Source organism: Streptomyces sp. NPDC048436, from assembly GCF_043200355.1.
Taxonomy (GTDB): Bacteria; Actinomycetota; Actinomycetes; order Streptomycetales; family Streptomycetaceae; genus Streptomyces.
Genome location: NZ_JBICXP010000013.1, coordinates 131,483 through 153,394 on the forward strand (window position 1 = coordinate 131,483; position 21,912 = coordinate 153,394).

The window sequence follows — 21,912 nt, forward strand, 5'->3', positions numbered from 1 at the left end:
AACGGCACGAGGTCAGGCGTCGATGATGACCGGGATGATCAAGGGCCTGCGTCGGTGTGCGCGGTACGCCCAGTTCGCAACGGCACGGGCGATCAGCTGTTCCAACTGATGGGCGTCGCCCACTCCTTCCTCGGCCGCGGTCGCCAGAGTCTTCTCGATCACCGGGATGACGGACTCGAAGGTGGTTTCGTCGTGGACGAAGCCGCGGGCCAGGAAGTCGGGGGCCTCGGCGAGCGCTCCCGTGTCGGCGTCGACGATGGCGACGACGGTGACCACACCCTCCTCGGCCAGCGTGAGCCGGTCCTTCAGCGAGGCTTCGGTGACGCCGCCGACGGTCATGCCGTCCACATAGACGTAGCCCGCGGGCACCTTCCCCGTGATGGAGGCACGTCCATCGACGAGGTCGACGACCACGCCGTCCTCCGCGATGATCACCCGGTCAGGGGCGACGCCGGTACGGACGGCCAGATCGGCATTGGCCTTCAGGTGCTTCCACTCGCCGTGCACGGGCATGACGTTGCGGGGCTTGACGATGTTGTAGCAGTAGATGAGCTCACCGGCACTGGCATGGCCAGAGACGTGGACCTTGGCGTTGCCCTTGTGGACGACGTTCGCGCCCCATCTGGTCAGTCCGTTGATCACTCGGTAGATCGCCGTCTCATTGCCGGGGATCAGGGAGCTTGCGAGCAGAACGGTGTCTCCCTTACCGATGCGGATCACGTGGTCGCGGTTGGCCATCCGCGACAACGCGGCCATCGGTTCGCCCTGGGATCCGGTACACACCAGGGTGATCCGGTTGTCGGGCAGCTTCTCCAGTTCTTGCATGCTGACGACCAGGCCCTTGGGAACCTTCAGATAGCCCAGGTCGCGGGCGATGCCCATGTTGCGGACCATCGAGCGGCCCACGAAGGCGACCTTTCGGCCGTACTGGTGGGCTGCGTCGAGCACCTGCTGGATACGGTGCACATGGCTGGCGAAGCTGGAGACGATCACCCGCCGCGGCGCAGTGCGCAGGACCTGCTCGATCGCGGGATTGAGTTCACGCTCGGAGGTGGTGAAGCCCGGCACCTCAGCGTTGGTGGAGTCGGTGAGGAACAGGTCGACGCCCTCCTCACCGAGTCGGGCGAAGGCACGCAGGTCGGTGATCCGGTCGTCCAGCGGGAACTGGTCCATCTTGAAGTCCCCGGTGTGGAGCACCATCCCGGCACTCGTTCGGATGGCGACGGCAAGGCCGTCGGGGATGGAGTGGTTGACCGCCACGAATTCGCAGTCGAAGGGCCCCCATCCACGCCGGTCGCCCTCGCGCACCCGTACCGTGCGCGGCCGGATGCCGTGCTCCTTGAGCTTGGCCTCGAGAAAGGCAAGCGTCAGCTTCGACCCGACAACAGGGATGTCGGACCGCTCACGCAGCAGGTAGGGCACGCCGCCGATGTGATCCTCATGGCCGTGTGTGAGCACTACGGCCACGACATCGTCAAGGCGGTCCCGGATCGAGGTGAAGTCGGGAAGGATCACGTCGACGCCGGGCTGGTTCTCCTCGGGGAACAGCACACCGCAGTCAACGATGAGCAGCTTCCCGCGGTGCTCGAAAACGGTCATGTTGCGGCCGATCTCGCCCAGGCCGCCGAGGGCCACAACTCGCAACCCCCCTTCGGGCAGCGGTGGGGCAGGCTTCAACTCTGGATGCGGATGGCTCATACCGTGACGCTACCGGAGACTTGAAACGGCTGGTCCGAACGACGCCCATCCGCCTGATGATCCGCCCGAAGAGGCCTGGATGTCGCCTCGGCCCGGGGGCGTGCAGGAGCGCGCCCAGGTGGTCGCGGCCGGGCACCGGCTGTGCGACCACTCGGTGTCGCACAACACCGCCATGGACAAGGATTCCCCCGTGCGCTGAGTGGCACTCGGCTCTGCGCCACGGACCCAGGGGACGACAGGTGCAAGGGGCGAATGTCGGGGGCAGGGTGGGGGCATGACGACGACACTCGGTGCCTTTGTTCTCGGTACTCCCGATCCACCCGCGCTGGCCGACTTCTACCGGGCCCTGCTGGGCTGGCAGGAGGTCGATCGCCGGCCGGAGTGGGTTCGCTTGCGGGCCCCAGAACAGGAGCGCCCCGGCCTCAGCTTCCAGCTGGAAACCGACCACACGCCTCCGACGTGGCCGCAACGCCCGGGCACTCAGCAGATGCAAGCGCACTTGGACTTGCGGGTCGACGACCTGGAGGCGGAGACCGAGCGAGCTTGCGCCCTGGGCGCGACGCTGGAGGAGCACCAGCCTCAAAAGGACGTACGGGTCCTTCGCGACCCGCACGGCCACCCGTTCTGCCTCTTCCTCCCAGGCGCCTGACCGACCACCAGTGGCCTGCCGCTGTCGGGCGGCGCCTATGTGAGGGAACAGGCTCAGCCGACGCGGATGGAGGTGACCTCATAGACGGCGGCGGAACTCATTGACAGTCCGCGGCAGGTCAGCTGACACGGCGGTGTGCGGTGGGAGTGCACCTCGACGTCGAGAACCGTCGGACGAGGCGGGCGGCCGGTGACGCGGATTCGCCAGCGGTTGCCTTCGCGGGAAGTCTCGAGGACCGCGTAGTCATGCCGGCCGGCCGGGCCGAAGTGTCTGAGGACGGCCGCGACAGCGGCCTGCTGCGGCGGGAAGAGATCCGTGTATCCGCGCAGATGCTCTGCGCGCATCCGGTCGGCCAGGTGCTGTTCGACCGCTGTCACCGACGACGTGGCATCGAGACCTCCGTAGTAGACGCCGTCGGGCGCGACAAAGACATTGGCCGCGAACCTGTCACCGCCGACGTGGGTGCATTCCCACACAAGGTCCGGCCACCGCTCAGTGAGGGCACGTCCCACAGGCCGGCCACGTACGGCGCAGCAGGTGTCGTGCTGACCGTGGGCGCAGACGAGGACGACGGGCGGGCAGCCCAGTTCTCCGGGGGCGTCGAGGGCATCGACGATCTCCACCAAGTCCTGATCACGGCTCCATGTGCCCCATTGCTGGCGGTAGGCGCCTGAGTTCTCATAGCGCAGCACGGCCCAGCGCCTGAGCCCTTCGAGGCCGCGGCGTCCGTGCCGCCTGATCAGAAGTACGCGTGCACGCACCGCTTGGGCGGCGGAGAACACAAGTCCTTTGGTGTGAGGCTCAAGATTGAGGCCGTCGAAGCCGTTGGGCGGCCAGCCACCTCGGTACTCGATGAGGACCCAGACAGAGCCATACGGTGCTGTGCCCGCGAGTGAGTCGCCGCGTGTCCGCGCCGCGTCAGCGCAGAAGAAGCGTTCTGCCGCAGTCACCGTGACCGCCACGTCACTGTTCCGCGGGCACCAGTACGCCCGCGCGCAGCAGTCTCTCGACGAGTCCGACGCCGAGGTCACCGGCGGTGCGGACCTCGCCGTCGAGCATGCGGGTCACCGCCGGCAGATCAGCCGCCGGGAAGTCGAGCCAGCCCACGCGCGTATCCAGGCGCGAGCCCTCCAGCCGTGCTCCCAGCGCCTGACGGAGCCGCACCCGCGAGTCGGGCCCGAGGCCGTCGACGGCCTTGAGCTGCGCCAGCGGCCCCAGTGGCGCGGGGCGCTCCTGGCCTCGCCGGGTGCGGTGGAACAGCGGAGCCGAATCGGCCTTTGTGATGGCGGCTACGAGGTGTTCACGGACGATGTCCATCTCGCCGTCCGGCCCGTCCACGCCCAGCGGCAGGCTACTGCGCATCTGGGGATCGTCGCGCAGCATCGCGAGTGCGGACCGGGCGAGCTGTTCGGCCAGTTCGTACCGCGTCCAGCTGTGGATTCCGAGCGTCAGGTGGATCGAGACCTCGCCCTGCGCCTGGGCGGCGTGCAGCCAGCCCCGCGGCAGGTAGAGGACATCACCGGGCTCGAGCACGGTGTCGATGTAGGCCTTGCCCTTGGCGGCCTCGGCCACCGCGGAGCGGCGATCGGTCCAGGGCTGATCGCGCAGCGGGTCGGGATGGACGGGCTCGTGGACGAGCCAGCGCTTGGTGCCGTCGATCTGGAGGACGAAGACATCGTGTACGTCATAGTGGTCCTCGAACCCGCGGTTTTGCGGCGGAGTGATGTAGGCGTTGGCCTGCACCGGATGCCCCAGCTCTGTGCTCAGTCGGGCACCGAAGTCCGCGACCGGCCCCCAGGTGCGCTGCAGAGCTTGCAGGACGAGTGTGGCGCCGCCGGAGAAGGCCCGCCATAGAGCGGTGTCGTCGAGCTGGTCGGAGATGGTGGCGCCGACACCGCCGGACGAGGTGAATGACGACTCGGGAAGCGTGGAGCCGTTCTTGGCAACGCGGAGAAAGGGCGTACGCAGTCCGCGACGCGAGATCAGTTCGTCCACGGCGTCGGCGGAGAACAGGTCGGAGAAATCATCCGCGCGACGCGTGAGCAGCGCGGTGCGCGCCCAGACGTCGCGGGCGAACTCCTCCTGGCTAAGGCCTGTCAGCCGCGTCTCCAAAACGCCGACGCCTCCCGTGGCGCCGGCGTCCTGAAGCTCGGTCAGAGTACTCAAGCGCCGGCGTCGGACTTGTCGGCTCCACCGTCCGCGCCACCGTCATGGACGCCCGGAGTACCCGCCGCTCCACCATCCGCGGGGCCTTCGGCACCACCATCGGCGCCACCGTCATGGACGCCCGGAGTACCCGCCGCTCCACCATCCGCAGGGCCTTCGGCACCACCATCGGCGCCACCGTCGTGAACGCCCGGAGTACCCGCCGCTCCACCATCCGCAGGGCCCTCGGCACCACCATCCGCGCCGCCATCGTGAACGCCCGGAGTGCCGGCCGCGCCGCCGTCCGCGGGGCCCTCGTGCTGATTCGCATCCTGACCGGGGTTAACCATCATTCCTCCTGAGAATCGAACGGCTGGGATCGGGCACACCATGCAGAGCCCTATCCGCTTTCACCAAGCTCGCTCACGAGATTCCGGTCGGCAACCTGAAGGGGCCGCCAGCAAGCTGGCGGACCCCGTGAGCGATCGAAGCTGGTCAGGCCTGCGGACGCGCATGCACACGCATCACGACCCCCTGGCACAGCGGATTTCTTGTTGCCGGAATGTCAGTCGAATTCGCCGTCGCGTACTCCGCCGCGGAAGGCCGCCCACTCTTGCTCGGTGAAGCGCAGGTCGCCCAGACCGGGGTTCTTGGAGTCCCGCACAGCGACCGCGCCGCCTCCGAGATCGGCCACCTCCACGCAGCCGCCATCTGCCATGCTCCTAGAGCTCTTGCGCCACGAGGCAGATGAGAGATCCCGCTCGTACAGATCCTGCTTGCGCATGATGGTCTCCTTTCGCCATCTTCCACCGTGCGCCACAACAGTCGCCTGTGCACCTCGGCCCCGCGGCAAGCCCGATGTCCGCGCCTGGTGACCCGAAGACTCCGCAGGTAGCCCGCCCCATCGCTGTCCCTCGGGCCACACTGCTGGGTGCTGACGTGTGGACGAAGCACTCCGGGGCACATGAGCCGCGATGTCCAAGGCGTAGGAGGCTACGTGTTTGACGGCTTCGAGTTGATGCGGTGCGAGGGAGACGGCGCTCATCTGCGGGTGCGTCGCGGTGGCAACGGTCCGGCAGTGCTGCTCTTGCACGGCCATCCGCGCACGCACGCGACCTGGCACCGCGTAGCCCCGCTGCTGGCCGCGTCCGGTCACACCGTGGTCTGCCCCGACCTGCGGGGCTACGGAGAGTCCGACAAGCCCCCGACCGACGAGCGGCACCGTCCGTACTCCAAGCGCGCCATGGCCGGCGACTGCCTGGCGCTCATGCGTCGCCTCGGGCACGAACGGTTCGCCGTCGTCGGGCATGACCGGGGCGCGTATGTGGCCACCCGCCTCGCCCTGGACCACCCAGAGGCCGTGTCCGCCCTCAGCGTGCTGGACGCCGTCCCCATCGGGGAGGCCTTGCGACGCTGCGACGCGACATTCGCCGCGAGCTGGTGGCACTGGTTCTTCCTCGGACAGACCGACAAACCCGCCGAACGCATCATCAACGCCGCCCCCGACGCCTGGTACAAGGCCACCCCCGAGCAGATGGGCGCCAAAGCCTACGAGGACTACCGGCGCGCGATCCACGACCCGGCCACCGTGCACGCCATGTGCGAGGACTACCGGGCCGGCCTCGGCATCGACCGGGAACACGACGACACCGACCGTCGAGCCGGCCGGCGCATCGACTGCCCTCTGCAGGTGCTGTGGGCCACCCGCGACGACATGACCGATCTCTACGGCGACGTACTGAGCATCTGGCATGACTGGGCGGGCGACCGACTGGACGGTGGCCCCATCGACTCCGGACACCACATCGTCGAAGAGGCACCCGAAGCGCTCGCCATCGCCCTGCGTGAGTTCTGGCAGAACAGCGAGGGGACGAACAGCCCCTGACCTGTGGAGAGTTACACAGGGCAGGGGCTGGCTGTCGGCGGGCCTTGCGGCCATGACGCGCTATCGATCAGACCAGTTCCGCCGGGCGTTCGCCCGGAGGCTTCCCCTCGCTCGGCGCGGGAACGGGCACGAGCGCGTCCGCGTCGTCGACGTCCGGATGGATGTCCGGAAGGATCCGGTCCAGTCGGCGGGGCAGCCACCAGGCGTGCCGCCCGAGCAGACTCATCGCGGACGGGACGAGCACCATGCGCACCAACGTGACATCGAGGAGGACGGCCACGGAAAGCCCGATGCCGAACACCTTGGTGTCGGCCTCCGGAGCCAGCACGAACGCGCCGAACACACCGATCATGATCAATGCCGCGCTCGTGATGACCCGGGCGGTGGAGCCGACACCCTCGATGATCGCGGCCCGCGGGTCACCGTGGCGCGCGTACTGCTCGCGTACGCGGCTGAGCAGGAACACCTCGTAGTCCATGGACAGTCCGAAGAGAACCGCGAACATGAGCATCGGCGCCAGCGCGAAGATCGGCATTGTTTCGTGGACACCGATCAGGCTCGCCCCCCAGCCCCACTGGAAGACGGCGACGACCACTCCGTACGAGGCTCCGATACTCAGCAGGTTGAGGGCCGCGGCCTTCAACGGCACCAGGACCGACCGGAACACGATCATCAGGACGATGAACGACAGGCCGATGACGGCACCCAGGAACCACAGCATGCGCCCCTGGAGTTGCGCGGAGAGATCCTTCACGAGCGCGGTGTCGCCGGTGAGTATCGGCTCCGCCGCGGTGCCGCTCAGCGCGGCGGGCAGTACGTCGTCGCGGAGGCGGTCGACCAGCCGGTCCGTTTTGACGTTCTGCGGGGAGGTGGTCGGGGTAACGCCGAACGTCGCCAGGTCGCCTTTCGGGTTGAACGCGACGGCGCCCACGGAGGCGACTCCGGGATCGGCGCTCACCGCCGTGCTCACACCGTCGAGCGCTGACCGGTCGGCGCCGTTGAGTTCGACCACCACTTGGAGCTGGCCGTTGAAGCCGGGGCCGAAGCCCTTGGCGAGCAGGTCGTACGACGTTCGCGTCGTGGTGTCCGCGGGGGCGTTGCCCGCGTCGGGGATGCCGAGCCTCATGGAGAACGCCGGGATGGCCAGCGCACCGAGCAGGACGGCGGCCGCGATGCCGTAACGAAGGGGCTTGCGCACCACTAAGGCGGTCCAACGGCTCGACTTGGACCGCGGATTGTAGGCGGGCCGCTGCTTCACGAAGGGAATGCGCAGGCTGTTGACCCGGGTGCCGACGAGTCCGAGCATCGCGGGCAGCAGGGTGAGCGCGGCGAGCATCGTCACCGCGACCATCATCGCCGCGGTCCAGCCCATCACGGTCAGCATGGGGATGCCCGCCACCTGCAGCCCGGCGATCGCCACGATGACGGTGACCCCGGCGAACAGCACCGACAGGCCCGCCGTGGCGTTGGCGCGGCCCGCCGCCTCGGGTACGGGCATGCCGCCGGACAGGTTCTGGCGGTGCCGGGTGAGGACGAACAGCGCGTAGTCGACGCCGACTCCGAGCCCCAGCATCATGGCGACGACCGTGGCGATCTTCGGGACGTCGACGATGCCGGACAGGATGCCTATGCCGCTCATACCGATGACGATGGCCACCAGCGCCACCACCACGGGCAGGCTCATCGCGACCAGGGAACCGAAGGCGATCGCGAGGATCAGTACGGCGAGAGCGATTCCGAGCATCTCGCTGCCGCCGCCTCCGTCGTCCTTCGCGGCGCCGAGCCCACCGGCGTACTCGACCTGCAGTCCAGCGGCACGAGCGGGCTCATTGGCTTTCCGCGCGGCGTCGAACTGGGCCGCGTCGACCTTCTCCGCGGTGTCGAAGGCGACGGTCGTGAACGCGGTCCTGCCATCCGAACTCACCGTCGGGCCTCGTGCGTCGTAGGGGTCGGACACCGCGATCACGTGCGGTATCGCGGAGAGACCGGTCCGGGCCCTGGCCACGGCCGCCTTGGCGGCGGGGCCGGTCAGGCCGTCGTCGGAGTGGTAGACGATGTTCGAGGTCAGTACGGTCTTCTGCGGGAACCTGTCCTTGAGTGCGTCGACGGCCTTCTGCGACTCCACGCCCGGCAGCCGGAAGGACTCGTCGTTCGTGCCGCCGATGGACTGATTGAGCAGGAAGGCGGCGGCCACGATCGCGATCCAGGTGAGGAGTACGCGCCACGGGTGGCGGCCGGAGAAGTGCCCGATCCGGTAGAGCAGTCGGGACATGGTGAACCTTTCTGAGCGTCCTGAGGGTTCTGAGTGAGGCCGGAGGGGTTCCTTGGGGTCGTCCTGGATCACTCGGGTCTTCATTTCGGCTCCTCGTCGGTACGTGGATTGCCCGCTGCCCATCAAGCTGGCAGCCCCCGGAGGGCGTGGTAAGGCGGGCCACAGGCGGCTTCGGGGGGCGGGTTTCTGGTACCGGTGAGGGCGGCTCCTGTTACCGGCGACGGCGGCTTCTGGTCGCGGCAAGATCGTCGGAGTAGCGTGCAGCAGACGCCTCCCGACGGGAAAAGCTGACGCCTCCCGACCCGGGAAGGCAGACGCCTCCCGAGGGGGAAGAGGGGGCAACCGTGGCACCCGCGCGAGTGGCTGTCGCCGCCGTGACGGCCACCGCCGCCACTGCCGCCGTCGCGGCCTTCGTCGGCCTGATCGCCCTGGCCGCGGAGAACGGCTCGGACCTGGTGCACGCCGCGCTGCTCCTCTGGCTTGCGCTGTCGTACACCCTCGCCGGCCTCGTCGCGTGGCGGCGCAGACCGGCGAACCGCATCGGCCCCCTGATGACCATCACGGGCTTCAGTACGTTCGTGTCGGCCCTCGCGTGGGCGGACGACGCCGCTCTGCGCACCGTGGGCGTGACCTTCGACCTGGTGCCGCCGGTGCTGGTCCTGCACGTGTTCCTTGCGTACCCGACCGGTCGGTTGAGGGGACGCCCTGAGCGTCTGCTCGTCGCCACCGGCTACGCCGTCGCCTTCGGCGCCCAGTTGGCGGTGATGATGCTCGGTGGCCTGGGCCCGGGGCTGAGGATCGTGCACGAGGCGGGCGCGGCCTCGGTGCTCCACACCCTCGAGCTGGTCGTCATCGCCGGGGTGTCCCTCACCGGCGTGGCGCTGCTCACCGTACAGCGAAGGACCGGAGGGCGGCCGCTGCGCCGCTCCCTCTCGCTGCTGGTCGACTTGTTCGCGCTGGGCCTTGCGATGATCGGAGCCCTGCTGCTGGTCGGGGTGTTCGGCGGGCCCGCGTTTCCAGCGGTGCAGCAGGTGAGCATCGCCGTGATCAGCCTCGCCCCTGCCGCCTTCCTCGCCGGCCTGCTCAGTGCCCGGCTTGCCAGGAGCGCCGTCGGTGATCTCGTGGTCGAACTACGGGCCGAGCCGACGGATCTGCGCGCCCCGCTGGCCCGGGCGTTACGTGATCCGTCGCTCTCCTTGGTGTACTGGCTGCCGCAGTTCGGGAGTTGGGCCGACCAGGAGGGCAAGCCCGTCGAACTGCCCACCGACGGCGGTCGGGTGGTCACGCTGATCGAGAGCGCCGGAGAACCCGGAGATGCCGGAGGCGCGGACGAAGCCGGGGAGCCCGTGGCGGCCCTCGTGCACGACCCTGCCCTGAACGATGAGCGCGAACTGCTCGACGCGGTAAGCGCCGCGGCGGCCATCGCGCTGAAGAACGGGCGGCTCCAGGCGGAACTGCGGGCCAACGTCGACGAGTTGCGCGGCTCGCGCGCACGGGTCATCGAGGCCGGGCAGAAGGAACGTCAGCGGCTGGAGCGTGACCTCCATGACGGAGCCCAGCAGCGGCTCATCGCGCTCTCCCTCGACCTCGGCATGCTGCAGGCGCGGCTCGACGGGGACGCGGCGGCGCGCACCCTGCTGGCCCAGGCCAAGAAGGAGATCGCGGCCTCGCTCGGAGAGCTGCGCGACGTCGCACGCGGCCTGCATCCCGCCGTACTCAGCGCGCACGGCCTCGCCGTCGCCCTCGAATCCCTCGCGGCGCGGGCTCCGGTGCCCGTACACCTGACCGTCGGCCTGGACGCCAGGGTGACCGAGGCCGTCGAAGTCGCCGCGTACTACGTCGTCTGCGAGAGCCTGGCCAACATCGGCAAGCACGCTCAGGCGACCGCGGCGACGGTGAGCATCACCCGCGACGACGGACGGATGGTCATCGAGGTGGTCGACAACGGCCTCGGCGGCGCGGACACCGAAGGCGGCAGCGGGCTGCGCGGTCTCGCGGACCGTGTCGAGGCCCTCGACGGCCGCCTCCTGGTGTGGACCCCGCGCGGCGGCGGCACCCGAGTGAGGGCGGAACTCCCATGCGTGTAGCCATCGCGGAAGACAGCGTCCTGCTCCGGGAAGGCCTGGCCCGGCTGCTCACGGACGCCGGCTTCGAGGTACTTGGCCGCTGCGGCGACGCCGACGAGTTACGCGATTTGCTGCGCAGCCGGCTGCCCGACGTGGTCATCGTCGACATCCGGCTGCCGCCCACGCACAGCGACGAAGGCCTGCGGGCCGCCCTGGAGATCCGGGCCGGGCATCCCGGCGTCGGTGTCCTCGTCCTGTCGCAGTACATCGAGATCGGCCTCGCCATGAAACTGCTGGCCGACTCCGCGGAAGGGGTCGGCTACCTGCTCAAGGACCGCATCAGCGACGTACCCGACTTCCTCGACGCCGTACGCAGGGTGGCCACCGGTGGCTCCGCCGTCGACCCGACCATCGTTTCCACGCTCCTGTCCCGCCGACGCAGCGACGACCCACTCGGCCAACTGACGCCGCGGGAACGCGAAGTGCTCGAGTTCATGGCCGCGGGCAACTCCAACCAGGGCATCGCGGACCACATGGTGATCACGCTGCGGGCCGTGGAGAAGTACGTGTCGAGCGTCTTCGGCAAGCTCGGCCTGCCGGCCACCGGCAGTGAATCCCGGCGTGTGCTGGCCGTGTTGCTGTTCCTGCGTGCCTGAAGACGAGGCGGAACTGTTGTGATCTTGTAAGGCTCCGACAAGAACAATGTCGGCGCGGCGCCCGGACCGACCGTGGCCTCGCTGGGCCGATTCCGCTCGTACGAGAGCAACGCACTCCCGCTCTGTCACCAGGGCGGTGGTTGGCGTGGGCCAACGGCACGATTATGGCGGGTCCTGGGAGGCCGTCTCAACGATTGGGCTCTCACCTCGGTGAGGTGCGTCGCGGAAACGGATCGAGCGACCGGGGCGCCACCAGTTGGCCGGCCCCAGGGCCGCCATGACGGCCGGTACCAGTACACCGCGGACGACCACCGCGTCGGTGAGCGCCGCCACGGCGATTCCGACACCGATCAGCTTGAGGGAGCTGACCTGTGAGGTGGCCAGCGCTGCGGTCGACATGGCGACCGCACCGGAGGCTGAGGTCACCAGACGACCTGTGCGCGCGATGCCGAGAACGAGCGCCTCGGAGTTGTCGCCGGTGTGGTCGAACTCCTCCTTGATGCGGCCCAGTAGGAAAACCTCGTAGTCGACCGAGAGGGACAGGGCGATGGCCATGGTGAACAACAGCAAGGAGACGTCCAGGTCGCCGGTTGCGCTGAAGTTGCCCAGCAGTGCGCGCCCATGGCCGTCCTGGAACACCAGGACGAGGATGCCGAGGCTGGCCCCGAGGCTGACGGCGGCGACCAGGATCGCTTTGATCGGAGCGACCAGGCTCCGGGTGAGCAGAGCCAGCAGTAGGACGAAGGCGGCGGCCAGGAGCCAGGCAACGCGTGGCAGTGCGTGGGTGACGGCGGCTGTTGTGTCGGTGATCTGAGCAGCTCGGCCTCCGACCAGCAGGGTGCCGGGCACCTGGCGCAAGGCCCGCACGAGCTGAGCTGCCTCGGGTGTAGTGGGGGCGTGCTCACCAGCGACGATGAGCAGGCGGGAGGACGGGTTCTGCCCTGCAGGGGGCCCGGGCAGAACCCGTACGGCGGCGACCTCGGGAAGCGAGGCGATTTCCTTGATGTAGCGGTCCAGTGCCACGTGCCGGTTTCCTCGTGTGGCGGACAGGTCCGTGATGACGGGCAGGAGATGACTCGGCGGGTGGGCGAAGTCACCGTCCAGTTGGGCGGTGGTGGTCGACGCGGTGAGCGGCAGAGCACGGTGGTCCTCGACACCGAGCTGTACCCGGGTGAAGGGCAGGGCGAGCATCCCCAGCAGTGCGGTGGCGGCCACGGCGGTGAGGACCGGCCTGCGGATGACACGTCGGGTTGTCTTCTGCCAGAACCGGCTCGGCTCGCCCAATGTGGTCCGGCGCAGGCGGCGCAGCGGGTCGGCGCGATTCAGGTGTGTGCCCAGCAGCGTCAGCAGGCTGGGCAACAGCAGCAGAGAGGCCGCCGCCGACAGGACGGTGACGGTGATGCCTGCCAGCGCCAGTGAGCGCAGCAGGGAAGAGGGAACGAGAAGGGTGATGGCCAGGCAAGAGACGACCGCGCCCGCGGAGAAGGCGACAGAGCGTCCGCAGGTACGCCACGTGGTGTGCAGGGCCTGGCACTTGGTGACGCCCCTGGCTTCTTCCTCCTGGTAGCGCGAGATCAGAAACAGGGTGTAGTCCACAGCCAGGCCGAACCCGATCGCCGCCGCGGCGTTGACGGCGAACACAGAGACGTTGGTCGCTCGCGCCAGGACTCCCAGGACCGGAATGGTGCAGGTAACGGTGAACCCGGCGACGAGCAGCGGCAGCAGCGCGCACACGAGTGATCCGTAGGCGATGAGCAGCACCAGGAGTACGGCGGGCGCCGCCAGCAGTTCAGCTCGTAGCAGGTCCTTCTCACACTGCTGGGCGATCTGCGCGGTGACCCACGCCGCCCCGCCGGCCCGGAAGCCCAGTGGGGATGCCGCGCTTCGGGCAGCGGGTACGAGCCGCTGCGCTGTTTCGACGCGTTGCTTTTCATCGCCCCTCAGGTCAGCCGTGACAAGGAGCGTGCGCGAGTCACGGGAGCGCAGCCATCTCTCACCGCTCGTACTGGGTGAAGCGACAACGCTCACTGCGGCGTCGTCCGCGAGTACAGCGGCGACATTACGTTCACCATCTCGCAGCCGGGATGCGGCGGTACCTGCGGGAGCCGTGAGCGCGATGATCAGATCCGGAGTGGGCAGACCCAGTTCGGCGGCGCGCCTTTCAGCCTCCTCCGCTTCGGTTCCGGTGGCGAGTGTGCCGCCGGCACCCAATGAGCCAAGGGCAGGCGCGACTTGCCATCCGGCCAGGAGGAACAGAACCACAGCACACAGCAGCACCGTCAAAGCCCGGCGGCGGGATTGGGTGAACATGCCCTCTCCTCTCTCGGTATCCAGCAGGCGACCAGGACAACCAGGAAACGCAGTCGAGCGACTGATCGCCCTGCGCGTCGGCTGTCCGCCGGCAGAAATAGCGCTCAGTGGGTGAATTCGAAGCCGTCCGGTCCGGTGAAAGACTGACCGGCGGCTCGTCTTCCTATCCTCGCTGAATGACACCAGAACCCCGCCAGGGACCGCTTCGCTCCCCTGCCCACAGGCACGCACCAATGGAAGATTTCCTCAGGACGACCCGGTACTGCGACTATGGGCACCCGGCCATCCGCCACACGGCGCAGAGCCTGCGGCGTACGTATGGCGGCGACGGTCACTGCGAACTGGCCGCTGGTATCTACGACTTCGTCAGTGAGAACATCGAATACCAGGTCGGAAAGTGGAACTGGCTCGCCTCTGAAACGCTGGCACGACGCGCCGGAACGTGCACCAACAATGCCAACCTCATGGTGTCCCTGCTCCGCGCGTGCGATGTTCCCGCCGGATACCGGATCATGCGAGTGCGAGGTGACGCGTACCTCGGGCCTGTCACGCCCAAGCGTCTTGCCAGACACATCGCACCGACAAGCACACATATTTACGTTGCGGTGCACCTTCACGGCCGCTGGCTGCAGTGTGACCCCTCAAATGACTACGCACTCTCGCTCGGCATCCAGCACCTCAACCCTCCGTCCGGTCTCGTCCGATGGAATGCGACCGGTGACGCCCCACTCAATATCGACCGCCGGCACGTGCTCGCCGATACCGGTCCGATCGCGGACATCGACCCACTGATGACGAAACGCAACCGGCCACTCGTACGCCTCGGTCTGCAGATGTCGAACCACTACATTCATTATCTGCGCCACCATGGGTCGGGCCACGACACTCTGCACTCACTCAAATCGGGGTTCACGAATTGGCTGCGCACCAACTACCCAATGAGCTACGTGCTATATATGGCCGCGCCTTACTGGCCTGTGCGACACCGGGGCCACAAGGCACCGTTGGCCCCGGATACAGCGGACGGGCAGACGACGAATGCAGCGTCCGGATCAGGGGCTCGTGAAGATCAATACTGCGTTTTGCCCGCCGAATCCGAATGATGTGCTGAGTGCGCTCCGCATGTGCAGCGCACGGGGGGCCTTGGTGACGACGTCGAGTTCGATGCCGTCCCCGAGGCGGCCCAGGTTCGCCGTCGGCGGGATCTGCTGGTGCGTCAGCGTCATGACGGTCAGAGCCGCTTCGATGGCACCGGCTGCGGCAAGGGAATGACCCAGCACGCCTTTGTTCGCCGTCACCGGTGGCGGGGTGGGAAAGACAGTGCGCAGGGCTCGGGCTTCGCTGAGGTCGTTGAGAGTGGTGGAACTGCCATGGGCGTTGACATGGTCGATGTCGCTCGGCTCCATGCCGGCTGACGCGAGGGCGGCGCGGATACTGCGTGCGGCACCGCTGCCGTCGGGCGTGGGAGCGGTGGAGTGGTAGGCATCGCAACCGAGGGCTGCTCCGGCCAGGTAGGCGTGGACAGGCGCGCGGCGGGCGTGGGCGTGCTCGCTCCTTTCCAGGACCAGGACCGCCGCTCCTTCTCCGAGCACGAAACCGTCGCGTTCGGCGTCGAAGGGGCGGCTTGCGGCTTCCGGGGAATGGTTACGGCGGGAAAGTGCGCGCAGTTTGTCGAAGCTGGCCGCCATGAACGTGGAGCAAGCCGTGTCGCTGCCACCGGCCAGCACCACATCGCATGTACCGGAGCGCAGCAGGTCGCGGGCGATGCTCACCGCGGTGGAGCCCGAGGCACAAGCGGTGTTCACCGAAAGGCCGGGCCCTTGAGCGCCGATGTCGAGGCTGACCTCCCCGGCAGCCATGTTGGCCGAGCTACCGGGGATCGTCGTCGGGGAGATTCCCTGGGGGCGGCCGGCGATGAGCTTCTTCCATGCGGCTCCACTGGCCCCGCTGCTGCCGCTGGCTCCGATCACTACGCCGACGCGGAGGGGGTCGACAGAATCGTGTTCCAGGCGGGCATCTGCAGATGCCTGCCTGGCGGCAACCAAGGCCAACTGAATGAAGCGGTCCATCCGCCAGGTCAGGGTGCGGCCGAGGATATGCGCGGGCTCGAACGCCTCCGCCCGACAGGAGAAGGCGACCGGCAGGCCCTCCAGCTGAGGGTCGAGCCTGGCTGTCCCCACACCGGTGTTGACACGCTCCCAGGTGGAGGCGGCGTCGTTTCCGGCCGCTGTGACCATGCCGAGGCCCGTCACCGCGACGCAGTCGCTCATACGGCACCGTCTTTGACCGCGTCGGCCAATGGCGCCGCGGAACCCTGCACCGACTGAAGGTAGTCAGCAACCTCGGCGAGGGTCGGGTCGTTGCTGAACGCCCCCACGTCGTCAGGCATCTGCAGGTGATGCTCGTCCTCCAGGATTGTCAGCAACTCGAGCAAGGCGAGGGAATCAACTTCCAACTCGCCCAGCCGGGTGTCGGGCCTGACCGCCTCGGGATCTTGCCCGAGGTCCTCGACGAGTGTGGTGATCAGCAAGGTCAACATAGGAGACATGGGCCGGCCTTTCGTTAGTGAGCGGACCTTCAGGAGGCGGCAGCATCCAGGGGGCTCGTGTCCTGGACCACCATGCAGGTGGCGGTCATGCCGGTGCCCAGTGACAGCAACAGGGAGTACGGGGCCCCTGCCCGAGGCCTGTGCGGGAAGTCAGCCTTGTGCAGAGCGGCAAGATCGGCCAGAAGGTCACCGGGACCCAGATGACCGGTGCCGGTGTCCTGCCCGAGAGCGCAGGCCTTCGGACGCAGGGAAACCGGCAAGCTGGGCAGCACAGCCCCCCTCAAGACGGACTCTCCCAGCCTCGGCAGCCAGAGCGCCCCGATCGAGGGGTCGTCGGCAGCAAGACCGGCATCGTGCAGAGCGTGCTCAATTGCCACCATGACCGTCCGCCGAAGCTCCCGTCGGTGGTCCAGATGTCGCCGCACCGTCTCCCCCACCACACTGCCCCCAGCCCGGGCGGATGTCAGAGTCGCGGACAGCGGAACGACGGGGGCACCGCAGGAAGCCACCGAACGAATCCGAAGCCGCCCCGCCGGTGACCTGCTCAGCACCACCGCGGCAGCACCGTCTTCCAGCGCGACGCCCTGGCCGCCGGGGCTGCTCCAGTGGTCATCGGGCAAATTGGCGAAGGAGTCGGCTGCCACCACCACGGCGTGATCCAGAGCTGGATCCGCCTGCATCCTGGCCACCACATGGTCGATGCCCGCAGCTCCGCCGGACGACATCTGTTGCACCCCGAGTACGGTCGCGCGCACCGCTCCGCACGCCCGGGCCAGATGAAACGGCGCCAGACGCCATTCCTCACCGTTGTCGAAACCCAACGCGAGAACCAGCAACTGCACTTCCTCGGCCGCCAGCCCCGCATCATCCAAAGCGGCACCAGTGACCTTCTGCGCCATCTGCGGCCCTGTCAGCACCCTCTCGGCCACCGCAGTGCGCGCCCCCTCCGCCAGCCCCGTCTCAGCGCCACGCGCAGCGGGAGCAACATGACGAAGGCCCGGCAACAACCGTGCGCCTCCCGAGATATGGACGGCGTCCGCCACTCTCATCCGCAACGCCCCCAAGTCCGGCGCCGGCACCGTGCGGCCTGTGCACGCATGAGCGTCTCTCCTCATCACACCGGCCGACCCGTGCCGCGCCGAATCAGCTGCCACACTTACGCCAAACACCCCTGCCCTTCATGCTCACGCGCCCCGCATCCCACGAATCGCCCAGTAAGTGAAATAATCGACAGGCCGCCTTGGGGCTGCTCAGGCCGGCCGACGCACCCCCCGTATTCACCGTGGCACGCCGGAGCCGACCGTCGGCAGGTAATGCGGCGCTCGCCAGGCCTTCAGCCGGTGCTCCACTGCGGCCCCCAGTGACAGGAGTTCGGCGTCCTGGTGGTCACCGGCCATCAGGAGCAGGCCGACCGGCAGTTCGTTCACGGCCGCGGCGGGCACCGAGAGGGACGGATATCCGGCGACGGCCGCTGGTGTGGAGGACGGGATGACGTCGTTGTCGCCGCGTGCACAGTCGGTTGTCCAGGCGGGCGGATTCGTGGGCGCGGCGATGGCGTCCAGGCGGTGGGTGGCCATGGTCTCGTCGATGGAGCGCCGGGAGAGGTCCTTCAATTCAGCGCGCATCGCCTGGTACTTGGGGTCGGTGGTGGGCGGCGCGGCAAGGGCCTGTTCGAACAGCTCCTGGCCGGCGAAGCAGGTCTGTTCCTGGGGATGGGCGCGGTTGAACTCGATGAGTTCGGCGAGGTTCCGGGGGCCTTCGCGCGTACCGAGGTAGGCGTCGATGTCCCGGTGGAACTCGCTGAGCAGCGCCGGGAATTCCAGTTCGGCGAGCCGTGTCTGGTACGGGGGCGTCACCTCGACGACCACGGCTCCGGACTTGCGCAGCTTCTTCGCCGTACGAGTCATCACCGCGTCCACGTCGGCTCCGAGCGAGGGCAGGCGCCACAGGCCGATCCGCTTGCCGCGGAGGCTGGTGCCCATTTGGTCTGCCGTCGCGTCCTTGGCCGGGAGGCCGGACGGGCCAAGGCGGCTCTGGAGATCTGGGAGACCTGGGAGACCTTCAAGGGCATCAGGGCGGGCACCGTCACCACGCGAGCCCTCGTGACCGCTCAACACCGAAAGCGTGAGCGCGGTGTCGATCACGTTGCGTGCCATGGGTCCTGCCGTGTCCTGCTCGGCGGAGATCGGCACCACGCCTGACTGGCTGACCAGGCCGAGGCTGGGCTTGTGGCCGACTATGCCGTTCATCCCTGCCGGGCACACGATGGAGCCGTCCGTCTCGGTGCCGACCGCCACTTGCGACAGCGACGCGGCCAGCGCGGCGGCGGAACCGGCCGACGATCCGCACGGATTCCGGTCGAGGACGTACGGGTTCTTGGTCTGGCCACCCACCGCCGACCACCCCGATGTCGGCTTCGCACCGCGGAAGTTGGCCCATTCGGACAGGTTGGTCTTGCCGAGGATCACCGCCCCCGCCTTCCGTAACCGGGTCACCAGCGCGGCATCGGTGGCGGGCGGGCTCCCGGCGAGCGCGAGAGACCCGGCCGTCGTCGGCATGTCACGCGTATTCACGTTGTCCTTGAGCAGAACGGGAATGCCGTCCAGCGGCCCAAGGGTCTCGCCGCGTCGGTGCCTGGCGTCGCTGGCGGCCGCCTGGCGCAGGGCCGTCGGGCTGGTACGCAGCACCGAGTGAATCCTGGGATCGACTCTCTCGATCCGCCGCAGGTAGGCCCGGGTCAGCGTCGACGAGGTCAGCGAACCGGCCGCCATGCGTGCCTGTAATTCCGGAATCGTCACGGTGTCCAGGTCGACCCCGGAAGTGTGAGGTGACCCGGGCAGCGGCGACGAACTGTCGGTGCCATGCTCGGCAACTTGCGCACCAGCATTCGGTACGCCCATCAAGAGGGACCCCGCGACAAGGGCGGCGGTCATTGCGGCAATGCTCCTTTTCCCCATGCGGCTCAGCGGACTACACGGGCGTCGTCCGGCGCAAGGGTGCGAGGCTTCCGCAGGTCGCGAACTCAGCGCCCATGTCCTGGACGGAGGAGACCTTTTGGCGCCGGCGCGCCGACAGGCACGCCCAGGAAGTTACGCTGCACGAAGCGCTCATCGCCATCGAGGCCACGGAGTACGAGAGCGTCAAAGACACTGTCACCAACGCGGGTAGAGCAGTTGCCTCTGTCAAACCGGGCAGCGGTACGAAAGCAGAGGTGCGCAATCTGGGCGTACGATCCGCATCTGCCACATCTGCACCGCACGCATCGACGAAAGGTCGCCGCCATGTCTGAAGGCCGACTGGAAGCCACCGAAGTACAGGAACAGTACGCAGCCAAGGTGGCCGCGGACCTCGAAGCCAATCGCAAGGAACAAGAACGCATCGGGGCCGAGGTTGCCTCACTGCAGGAGCAACTGCAGGTGCTGGAGAACGACCATTCGCTCCTGGTCCGCGTACAGCAGGCGCTGACACCCACCCGCGCGACGGCGGCCGGAACCAAGAAGGAAACCTCCCGCCAGAAGGCCGCGCCCAAGTCGCAGCAGAGCACCAAGAAGTCAGGGGGTGCCCGCGCGAAGAAGTCCGCCACCGCACCCACGCCCGCCCCGAAGGTGCCGGCCGCACGGTCGGCGGATCCGACACTGGTCGAGCTCGTCCACGGCCACCTCGACCAGCACAACGAACCGCGTTCCGCCGCCGAGATCACCTCCGCGCTCAGCCAGGCCTACCCGGAGCGGAACATCAAGACCACGGTCGTACGCACCACGGTGGAAGGTCTGGTCGCCAAGGGGCGTGCCGAACGCACCAAGCAAGGCTCCTCGGTCTTCTACCTCTCGACGAACCCGTCGGAGCAGCCCGCCTCGCCCCAGGAGCACTCGAACGGACAAGCAAGTCCGATCGGCTGACAACTGGCCAGGCGACCGTACCCAGGTAGACATAGGTCCGCTTGTCGGAACGATTGTTCACCAGCTGATCCCGGCCGCCACCGGCAAGTGGTCGCTGCCGGTGGCCGGCAGCACCCACGAGCTCTCCGGCTCCACGCCGCGGACCAGGATCTGGTCGATCCGTGCCACCGGGAACTTCGCCGGCCAGCTGAACCCGAAGCCGTCCCCGGACTTCTCCTGGACCGAGTCCATACGCGAGGTGATGCCGGCGAACGCGCGGTCGTCCAGGGTGCCGTTGAGGTCGCCGAGCAGCACCACCCGCTCGTTCGACTCAGCGGCGACGGCCTCGGCGAGCGCCTTCGCGCCTCGGTCCCGGCTGCCCGTCCAAAAGCCAGTTCTGGGAAACACGCGTACGGACCCCAGGTGGGCCACATACACCGCCAGCGGGCCCTGGTCCGTGGCCACCGTGACACGCAGCGCCCGGCTGTAGGCCATCTTGACGTCGGCCGGCTTGGTGTCCGCCAGCGGTCCGACGTCCTGCTTGATGTCGACCGGCTCGGTGTCCGACAGCGGCAACTTGCTCCACAGCCCGACCGTGCCCCGCACCGTGTGGTACGGGTAGGACTTCGCCAGGCCCTTCTCGTACAGCGACTTCGCCTGCGGGGTGATCTCCTCCAGCGCCAGTACGTCCGCCTTGGAGGCGGCCAGGTCGCGGGCGGTGCCTGCCGGGTCGGGGTTGCCGGCGTCGACGTTGTGGCTGACCACGGTGAGGTCGCTGTCCGGGTGTGACTTGTCGCCGAGCAGCCCGCCGAAAAGGTTCAGCCACACCGTGACCGGCAGCAGTAGCGCGACCACCGCCGAGGCGGAGCGGCGCCACAGTGCCCCGGCCAGCAGCACCGGGATGAGAAGGCCGAACCACGGCAGGAAAGTCTCCACCAGACTGCCGAGGCCCCCGCGGTCCGTGATCTGCGTGCGCAGCAGCATGAGCAGGCCAAGCAACAGCGCCATCGCCGCGAGCACCAGGCCGCGCTTCCACGGCTCCGGCCGGGAGGCTCTACGGATCACCCGTCGGAAGCCCGCGCTTCGCCGGGCCTCGGCACCGACACCAGCACCGCCTTGTCCGGTCTCCGCCTGCACCATCGTCTGTCCTCGTTCGCTGCCGGTCACTGCTGCATCCTCGGGTCCTGGGTGGCATCGGCATACATACGCGGACAGCGACGATCGGTCGCTTCGGGGCGCAGTTCGTAATGCCAGGGTTCGTTCTTGTAGATCTGGCACAGCCCGTATGCGGCGCCGTGTCGGGACAGCCACGCGATCGCTTGTGAGCGCCCGATGTCGACCGCGTCCCCCGACACGTGAGGAGACGTCGCCGCGGTGGCCACCCATCGGGCGGCCTCCTCCTCGGAGCCGTACTTGGCGACCGCCTTGCGAAGCAGCTGATTCTGGTACTCCGGGGAACGCCAGCCGCTGTTGACGTAGAACTCGACGTTGTCGTCCGCGGCGTACGTTGCTGCCTGGCGCAGGGCCTTGACGAGATCGGGATCGAGGTTGGCAACAGCCGGAATCTCGTCATCGAAGACCGTCACGCCGTCGCGGACGGCACCGTCGGCCTCGCCGAGCGCACCGCGTTTATCAGTGCGCAGAGATTGCAAGGGTGATGTGACTGAGGAGGACGCGGAGGACTTCAGTAACTGGTAGCCGATGGCTGCGGTGATCGCCGCTATGACGACTGTCAGGCCGATGGCAAGGAGTCGGCGAATCCGGCGGGCCGCTATGCGTGCTGATGGTGGGGTTCGAGTCATGCT

The 21,912-nt window shown here is 68.1% G+C and carries 19 protein-coding genes; 7 read left to right on the forward strand and 12 right to left on the reverse strand.

Features of this window, described 5'->3' with window-relative positions; translation table 11 throughout:
* Positions 1–12: 12 nt before the first annotated feature.
* Positions 13–1,698, reverse strand: coding sequence for a ribonuclease J (locus ACGFX9_RS33045; protein ID WP_393481647.1), 1,686 nt, complete (start codon positions 1,696–1,698; stop codon positions 13–15).
* 274 nt (positions 1,699–1,972) lie between these two features.
* Here ACGFX9_RS33045 and ACGFX9_RS33050 point away from each other — a divergent pair, with 274 nt between their 5' ends.
* Entirely contained in the window at positions 1,973–2,347 is a 375-nt protein-coding gene (locus ACGFX9_RS33050) for a VOC family protein (protein WP_393481650.1), read from the forward strand.
* Between the two features lie 53 nt (positions 2,348–2,400).
* Here ACGFX9_RS33050 and ACGFX9_RS33055 read toward each other — a convergent pair whose 3' ends face one another.
* Together ACGFX9_RS33055 and ACGFX9_RS33060 are read right to left on the reverse strand one after the other, a co-directional pair.
* A complete protein-coding gene (locus ACGFX9_RS33055) occupies positions 2,401–3,297 on the reverse strand; it encodes a sucrase ferredoxin (RefSeq protein WP_393481653.1) in 897 nt (298 codons plus the stop codon).
* 13 nt (positions 3,298–3,310) lie between these two features.
* On the reverse strand, positions 3,311–4,513 hold the full coding sequence (locus ACGFX9_RS33060) for a cupin domain-containing protein (RefSeq protein ID WP_393481656.1): 1,203 nt from the start codon (positions 4,511–4,513) through the stop codon (positions 3,311–3,313).
* Between the two features lie 44 nt (positions 4,514–4,557).
* Between ACGFX9_RS33060 and ACGFX9_RS33065 the strand changes: the two genes are divergently transcribed.
* Positions 4,558–4,854: a hypothetical protein gene (locus tag ACGFX9_RS33065; RefSeq protein WP_393481660.1), complete on the forward strand. Its 297-nt coding sequence runs from the start codon at positions 4,558–4,560 to the stop codon at positions 4,852–4,854.
* Positions 4,855–5,057: 203 nt separating this feature from the next.
* On the opposite strand, the gene ACGFX9_RS33070 is transcribed toward ACGFX9_RS33065, so the two are convergent.
* Complete coding sequence (locus ACGFX9_RS33070) at positions 5,058–5,276, reverse strand: DUF397 domain-containing protein (protein WP_393481662.1); 219 nt, start codon at positions 5,274–5,276, stop codon at positions 5,058–5,060.
* A 213-nt stretch (positions 5,277–5,489) separates the two neighbouring features.
* Between ACGFX9_RS33070 and ACGFX9_RS33075 the strand changes: the two genes are divergently transcribed.
* The gene (locus ACGFX9_RS33075; RefSeq protein WP_393481664.1) at positions 5,490–6,377 is read left to right on the forward strand and encodes an alpha/beta fold hydrolase; all 888 of its coding nucleotides are present in this window, start codon (positions 5,490–5,492) and stop codon (positions 6,375–6,377) included.
* A gap of 67 nt (positions 6,378–6,444) precedes the next feature.
* Here the strand turns inward: ACGFX9_RS33075 and ACGFX9_RS33080 are convergent, their stop codons facing one another.
* Positions 6,445–8,649 carry an MMPL family transporter gene (locus ACGFX9_RS33080; protein ID WP_393481667.1) on the reverse strand — a complete coding sequence of 735 codons (2,205 nt, stop codon included), beginning with the start codon at positions 8,647–8,649 and terminating at the stop codon, positions 6,445–6,447.
* Positions 8,650–8,993: 344 nt separating this feature from the next.
* Between ACGFX9_RS33080 and ACGFX9_RS33085 the strand changes: the two genes are divergently transcribed.
* Positions 8,994–10,736 carry a sensor histidine kinase gene (locus ACGFX9_RS33085; protein ID WP_393481670.1) on the forward strand — a complete coding sequence of 581 codons (1,743 nt, stop codon included), beginning with the start codon at positions 8,994–8,996 and terminating at the stop codon, positions 10,734–10,736.
* On the forward strand, positions 10,727–11,371 hold the full coding sequence (locus ACGFX9_RS33090) for a response regulator (protein WP_393481673.1): 645 nt from the start codon (positions 10,727–10,729) through the stop codon (positions 11,369–11,371). The genes ACGFX9_RS33085 and ACGFX9_RS33090 overlap by 10 nt, the downstream gene beginning before the upstream one ends.
* A gap of 162 nt (positions 11,372–11,533) precedes the next feature.
* Here the strand turns inward: ACGFX9_RS33090 and ACGFX9_RS33095 are convergent, their stop codons facing one another.
* The gene (locus ACGFX9_RS33095; RefSeq protein WP_393481676.1) at positions 11,534–13,681 is read right to left on the reverse strand and encodes an MMPL family transporter; all 2,148 of its coding nucleotides are present in this window, start codon (positions 13,679–13,681) and stop codon (positions 11,534–11,536) included.
* Between the two features lie 233 nt (positions 13,682–13,914).
* On the opposite strand from ACGFX9_RS33095, the gene ACGFX9_RS33100 reads away from it, so the two are divergent.
* Positions 13,915–14,784 carry a transglutaminase family protein gene (locus ACGFX9_RS33100; RefSeq protein WP_393481680.1) on the forward strand — a complete coding sequence of 290 codons (870 nt, stop codon included), beginning with the start codon at positions 13,915–13,917 and terminating at the stop codon, positions 14,782–14,784.
* Here ACGFX9_RS33100 and ACGFX9_RS33105 read toward each other — a convergent pair.
* The 4 genes from ACGFX9_RS33105 to ACGFX9_RS33120 all read right to left on the reverse strand — a co-directional run bounded on the left by ACGFX9_RS33105 (position 14,734) and on the right by ACGFX9_RS33120 (position 19,186).
* Positions 14,734–15,951 (reverse strand): beta-ketoacyl-[acyl-carrier-protein] synthase family protein, encoded by a 1,218-nt coding sequence (locus tag ACGFX9_RS33105; protein ID WP_393481683.1) that lies wholly within the window; start codon positions 15,949–15,951, stop codon positions 14,734–14,736. The two genes, ACGFX9_RS33100 and ACGFX9_RS33105, sit on opposite strands and share 51 nt — an antisense overlap.
* Positions 15,948–16,211: a phosphopantetheine-binding protein gene (locus ACGFX9_RS33110; RefSeq protein WP_393481686.1), complete on the reverse strand. Its 264-nt coding sequence runs from the start codon at positions 16,209–16,211 to the stop codon at positions 15,948–15,950. The genes ACGFX9_RS33105 and ACGFX9_RS33110 overlap by 4 nt, the downstream gene beginning before the upstream one ends.
* Positions 16,212–16,258: 47 nt before the next feature.
* Positions 16,259–17,128, reverse strand: a complete 870-nt coding sequence (locus ACGFX9_RS33115) for a hypothetical protein (RefSeq protein WP_393481689.1) — start codon at positions 17,126–17,128, stop codon at positions 16,259–16,261.
* A gap of 378 nt (positions 17,129–17,506) precedes the next feature.
* Positions 17,507–19,186 carry an amidase family protein gene (locus tag ACGFX9_RS33120; RefSeq protein WP_393481692.1) on the reverse strand — a complete coding sequence of 560 codons (1,680 nt, stop codon included), beginning with the start codon at positions 19,184–19,186 and terminating at the stop codon, positions 17,507–17,509.
* Between the two features lie 324 nt (positions 19,187–19,510).
* On the opposite strand from ACGFX9_RS33120, the gene ACGFX9_RS33125 reads away from it, so the two are divergent.
* Positions 19,511–20,128, forward strand: coding sequence for a hypothetical protein (locus ACGFX9_RS33125; protein ID WP_393481695.1), 618 nt, complete (start codon positions 19,511–19,513; stop codon positions 20,126–20,128).
* 57 nt (positions 20,129–20,185) lie between these two features.
* Here ACGFX9_RS33125 and ACGFX9_RS33130 read toward each other — a convergent pair whose 3' ends face one another.
* Positions 20,186–21,115, reverse strand: coding sequence for an endonuclease/exonuclease/phosphatase family protein (locus ACGFX9_RS33130; protein ID WP_393481938.1), 930 nt, complete (start codon positions 21,113–21,115; stop codon positions 20,186–20,188).
* Positions 21,116–21,270: 155 nt separating this feature from the next.
* Positions 21,271–21,909: a M15 family metallopeptidase gene (locus tag ACGFX9_RS33135; RefSeq protein WP_393481698.1), complete on the reverse strand. Its 639-nt coding sequence runs from the start codon at positions 21,907–21,909 to the stop codon at positions 21,271–21,273.
* Between the last annotated feature and the right edge of the window lie 3 nt (positions 21,910–21,912).

Excerpts from the sequence above, each read along its gene's own strand:
- ACGFX9_RS33045 (WP_393481647.1), bottom strand. The coding sequence starts at position 1,698 with ATGAGCCATCCGCATCCAGAGTTGAAGCCTGCCCCACCGCTGCCCGAA.
- ACGFX9_RS33050 (WP_393481650.1), top strand. The coding sequence starts at position 1,973 with ATGACGACGACACTCGGTGCCTTTGTTCTCGGTACTCCCGATCCACCC.
- ACGFX9_RS33065 (WP_393481660.1), top strand. The coding sequence starts at position 4,558 with ATGGACGCCCGGAGTACCCGCCGCTCCACCATCCGCGGGGCCTTCGGC.
- ACGFX9_RS33070 (WP_393481662.1), bottom strand. The coding sequence starts at position 5,276 with ATGCGCAAGCAGGATCTGTACGAGCGGGATCTCTCATCTGCCTCGTGG.
- ACGFX9_RS33080 (WP_393481667.1), bottom strand. The coding sequence starts at position 8,649 with ATGTCCCGACTGCTCTACCGGATCGGGCACTTCTCCGGCCGCCACCCG.
- ACGFX9_RS33090 (WP_393481673.1), top strand. The coding sequence starts at position 10,727 with ATGCGTGTAGCCATCGCGGAAGACAGCGTCCTGCTCCGGGAAGGCCTG.
- ACGFX9_RS33095 (WP_393481676.1), bottom strand. The coding sequence starts at position 13,681 with ATGTTCACCCAATCCCGCCGCCGGGCTTTGACGGTGCTGCTGTGTGCT.
- ACGFX9_RS33100 (WP_393481680.1), top strand. The coding sequence starts at position 13,915 with ATGGAAGATTTCCTCAGGACGACCCGGTACTGCGACTATGGGCACCCG.
- ACGFX9_RS33105 (WP_393481683.1), bottom strand. The coding sequence starts at position 15,951 with ATGAGCGACTGCGTCGCGGTGACGGGCCTCGGCATGGTCACAGCGGCC.
- ACGFX9_RS33115 (WP_393481689.1), bottom strand. The coding sequence starts at position 17,128 with ATGGCGCAGAAGGTCACTGGTGCCGCTTTGGATGATGCGGGGCTGGCG.
- ACGFX9_RS33120 (WP_393481692.1), bottom strand. The coding sequence starts at position 19,186 with ATGGGGAAAAGGAGCATTGCCGCAATGACCGCCGCCCTTGTCGCGGGG.
- ACGFX9_RS33125 (WP_393481695.1), top strand. The coding sequence starts at position 19,511 with ATGTCTGAAGGCCGACTGGAAGCCACCGAAGTACAGGAACAGTACGCA.
- ACGFX9_RS33130 (WP_393481938.1), bottom strand. The coding sequence starts at position 21,115 with ATGGCGCTGTTGCTTGGCCTGCTCATGCTGCTGCGCACGCAGATCACG.
- ACGFX9_RS33135 (WP_393481698.1), bottom strand. The coding sequence starts at position 21,909 with ATGACTCGAACCCCACCATCAGCACGCATAGCGGCCCGCCGGATTCGC.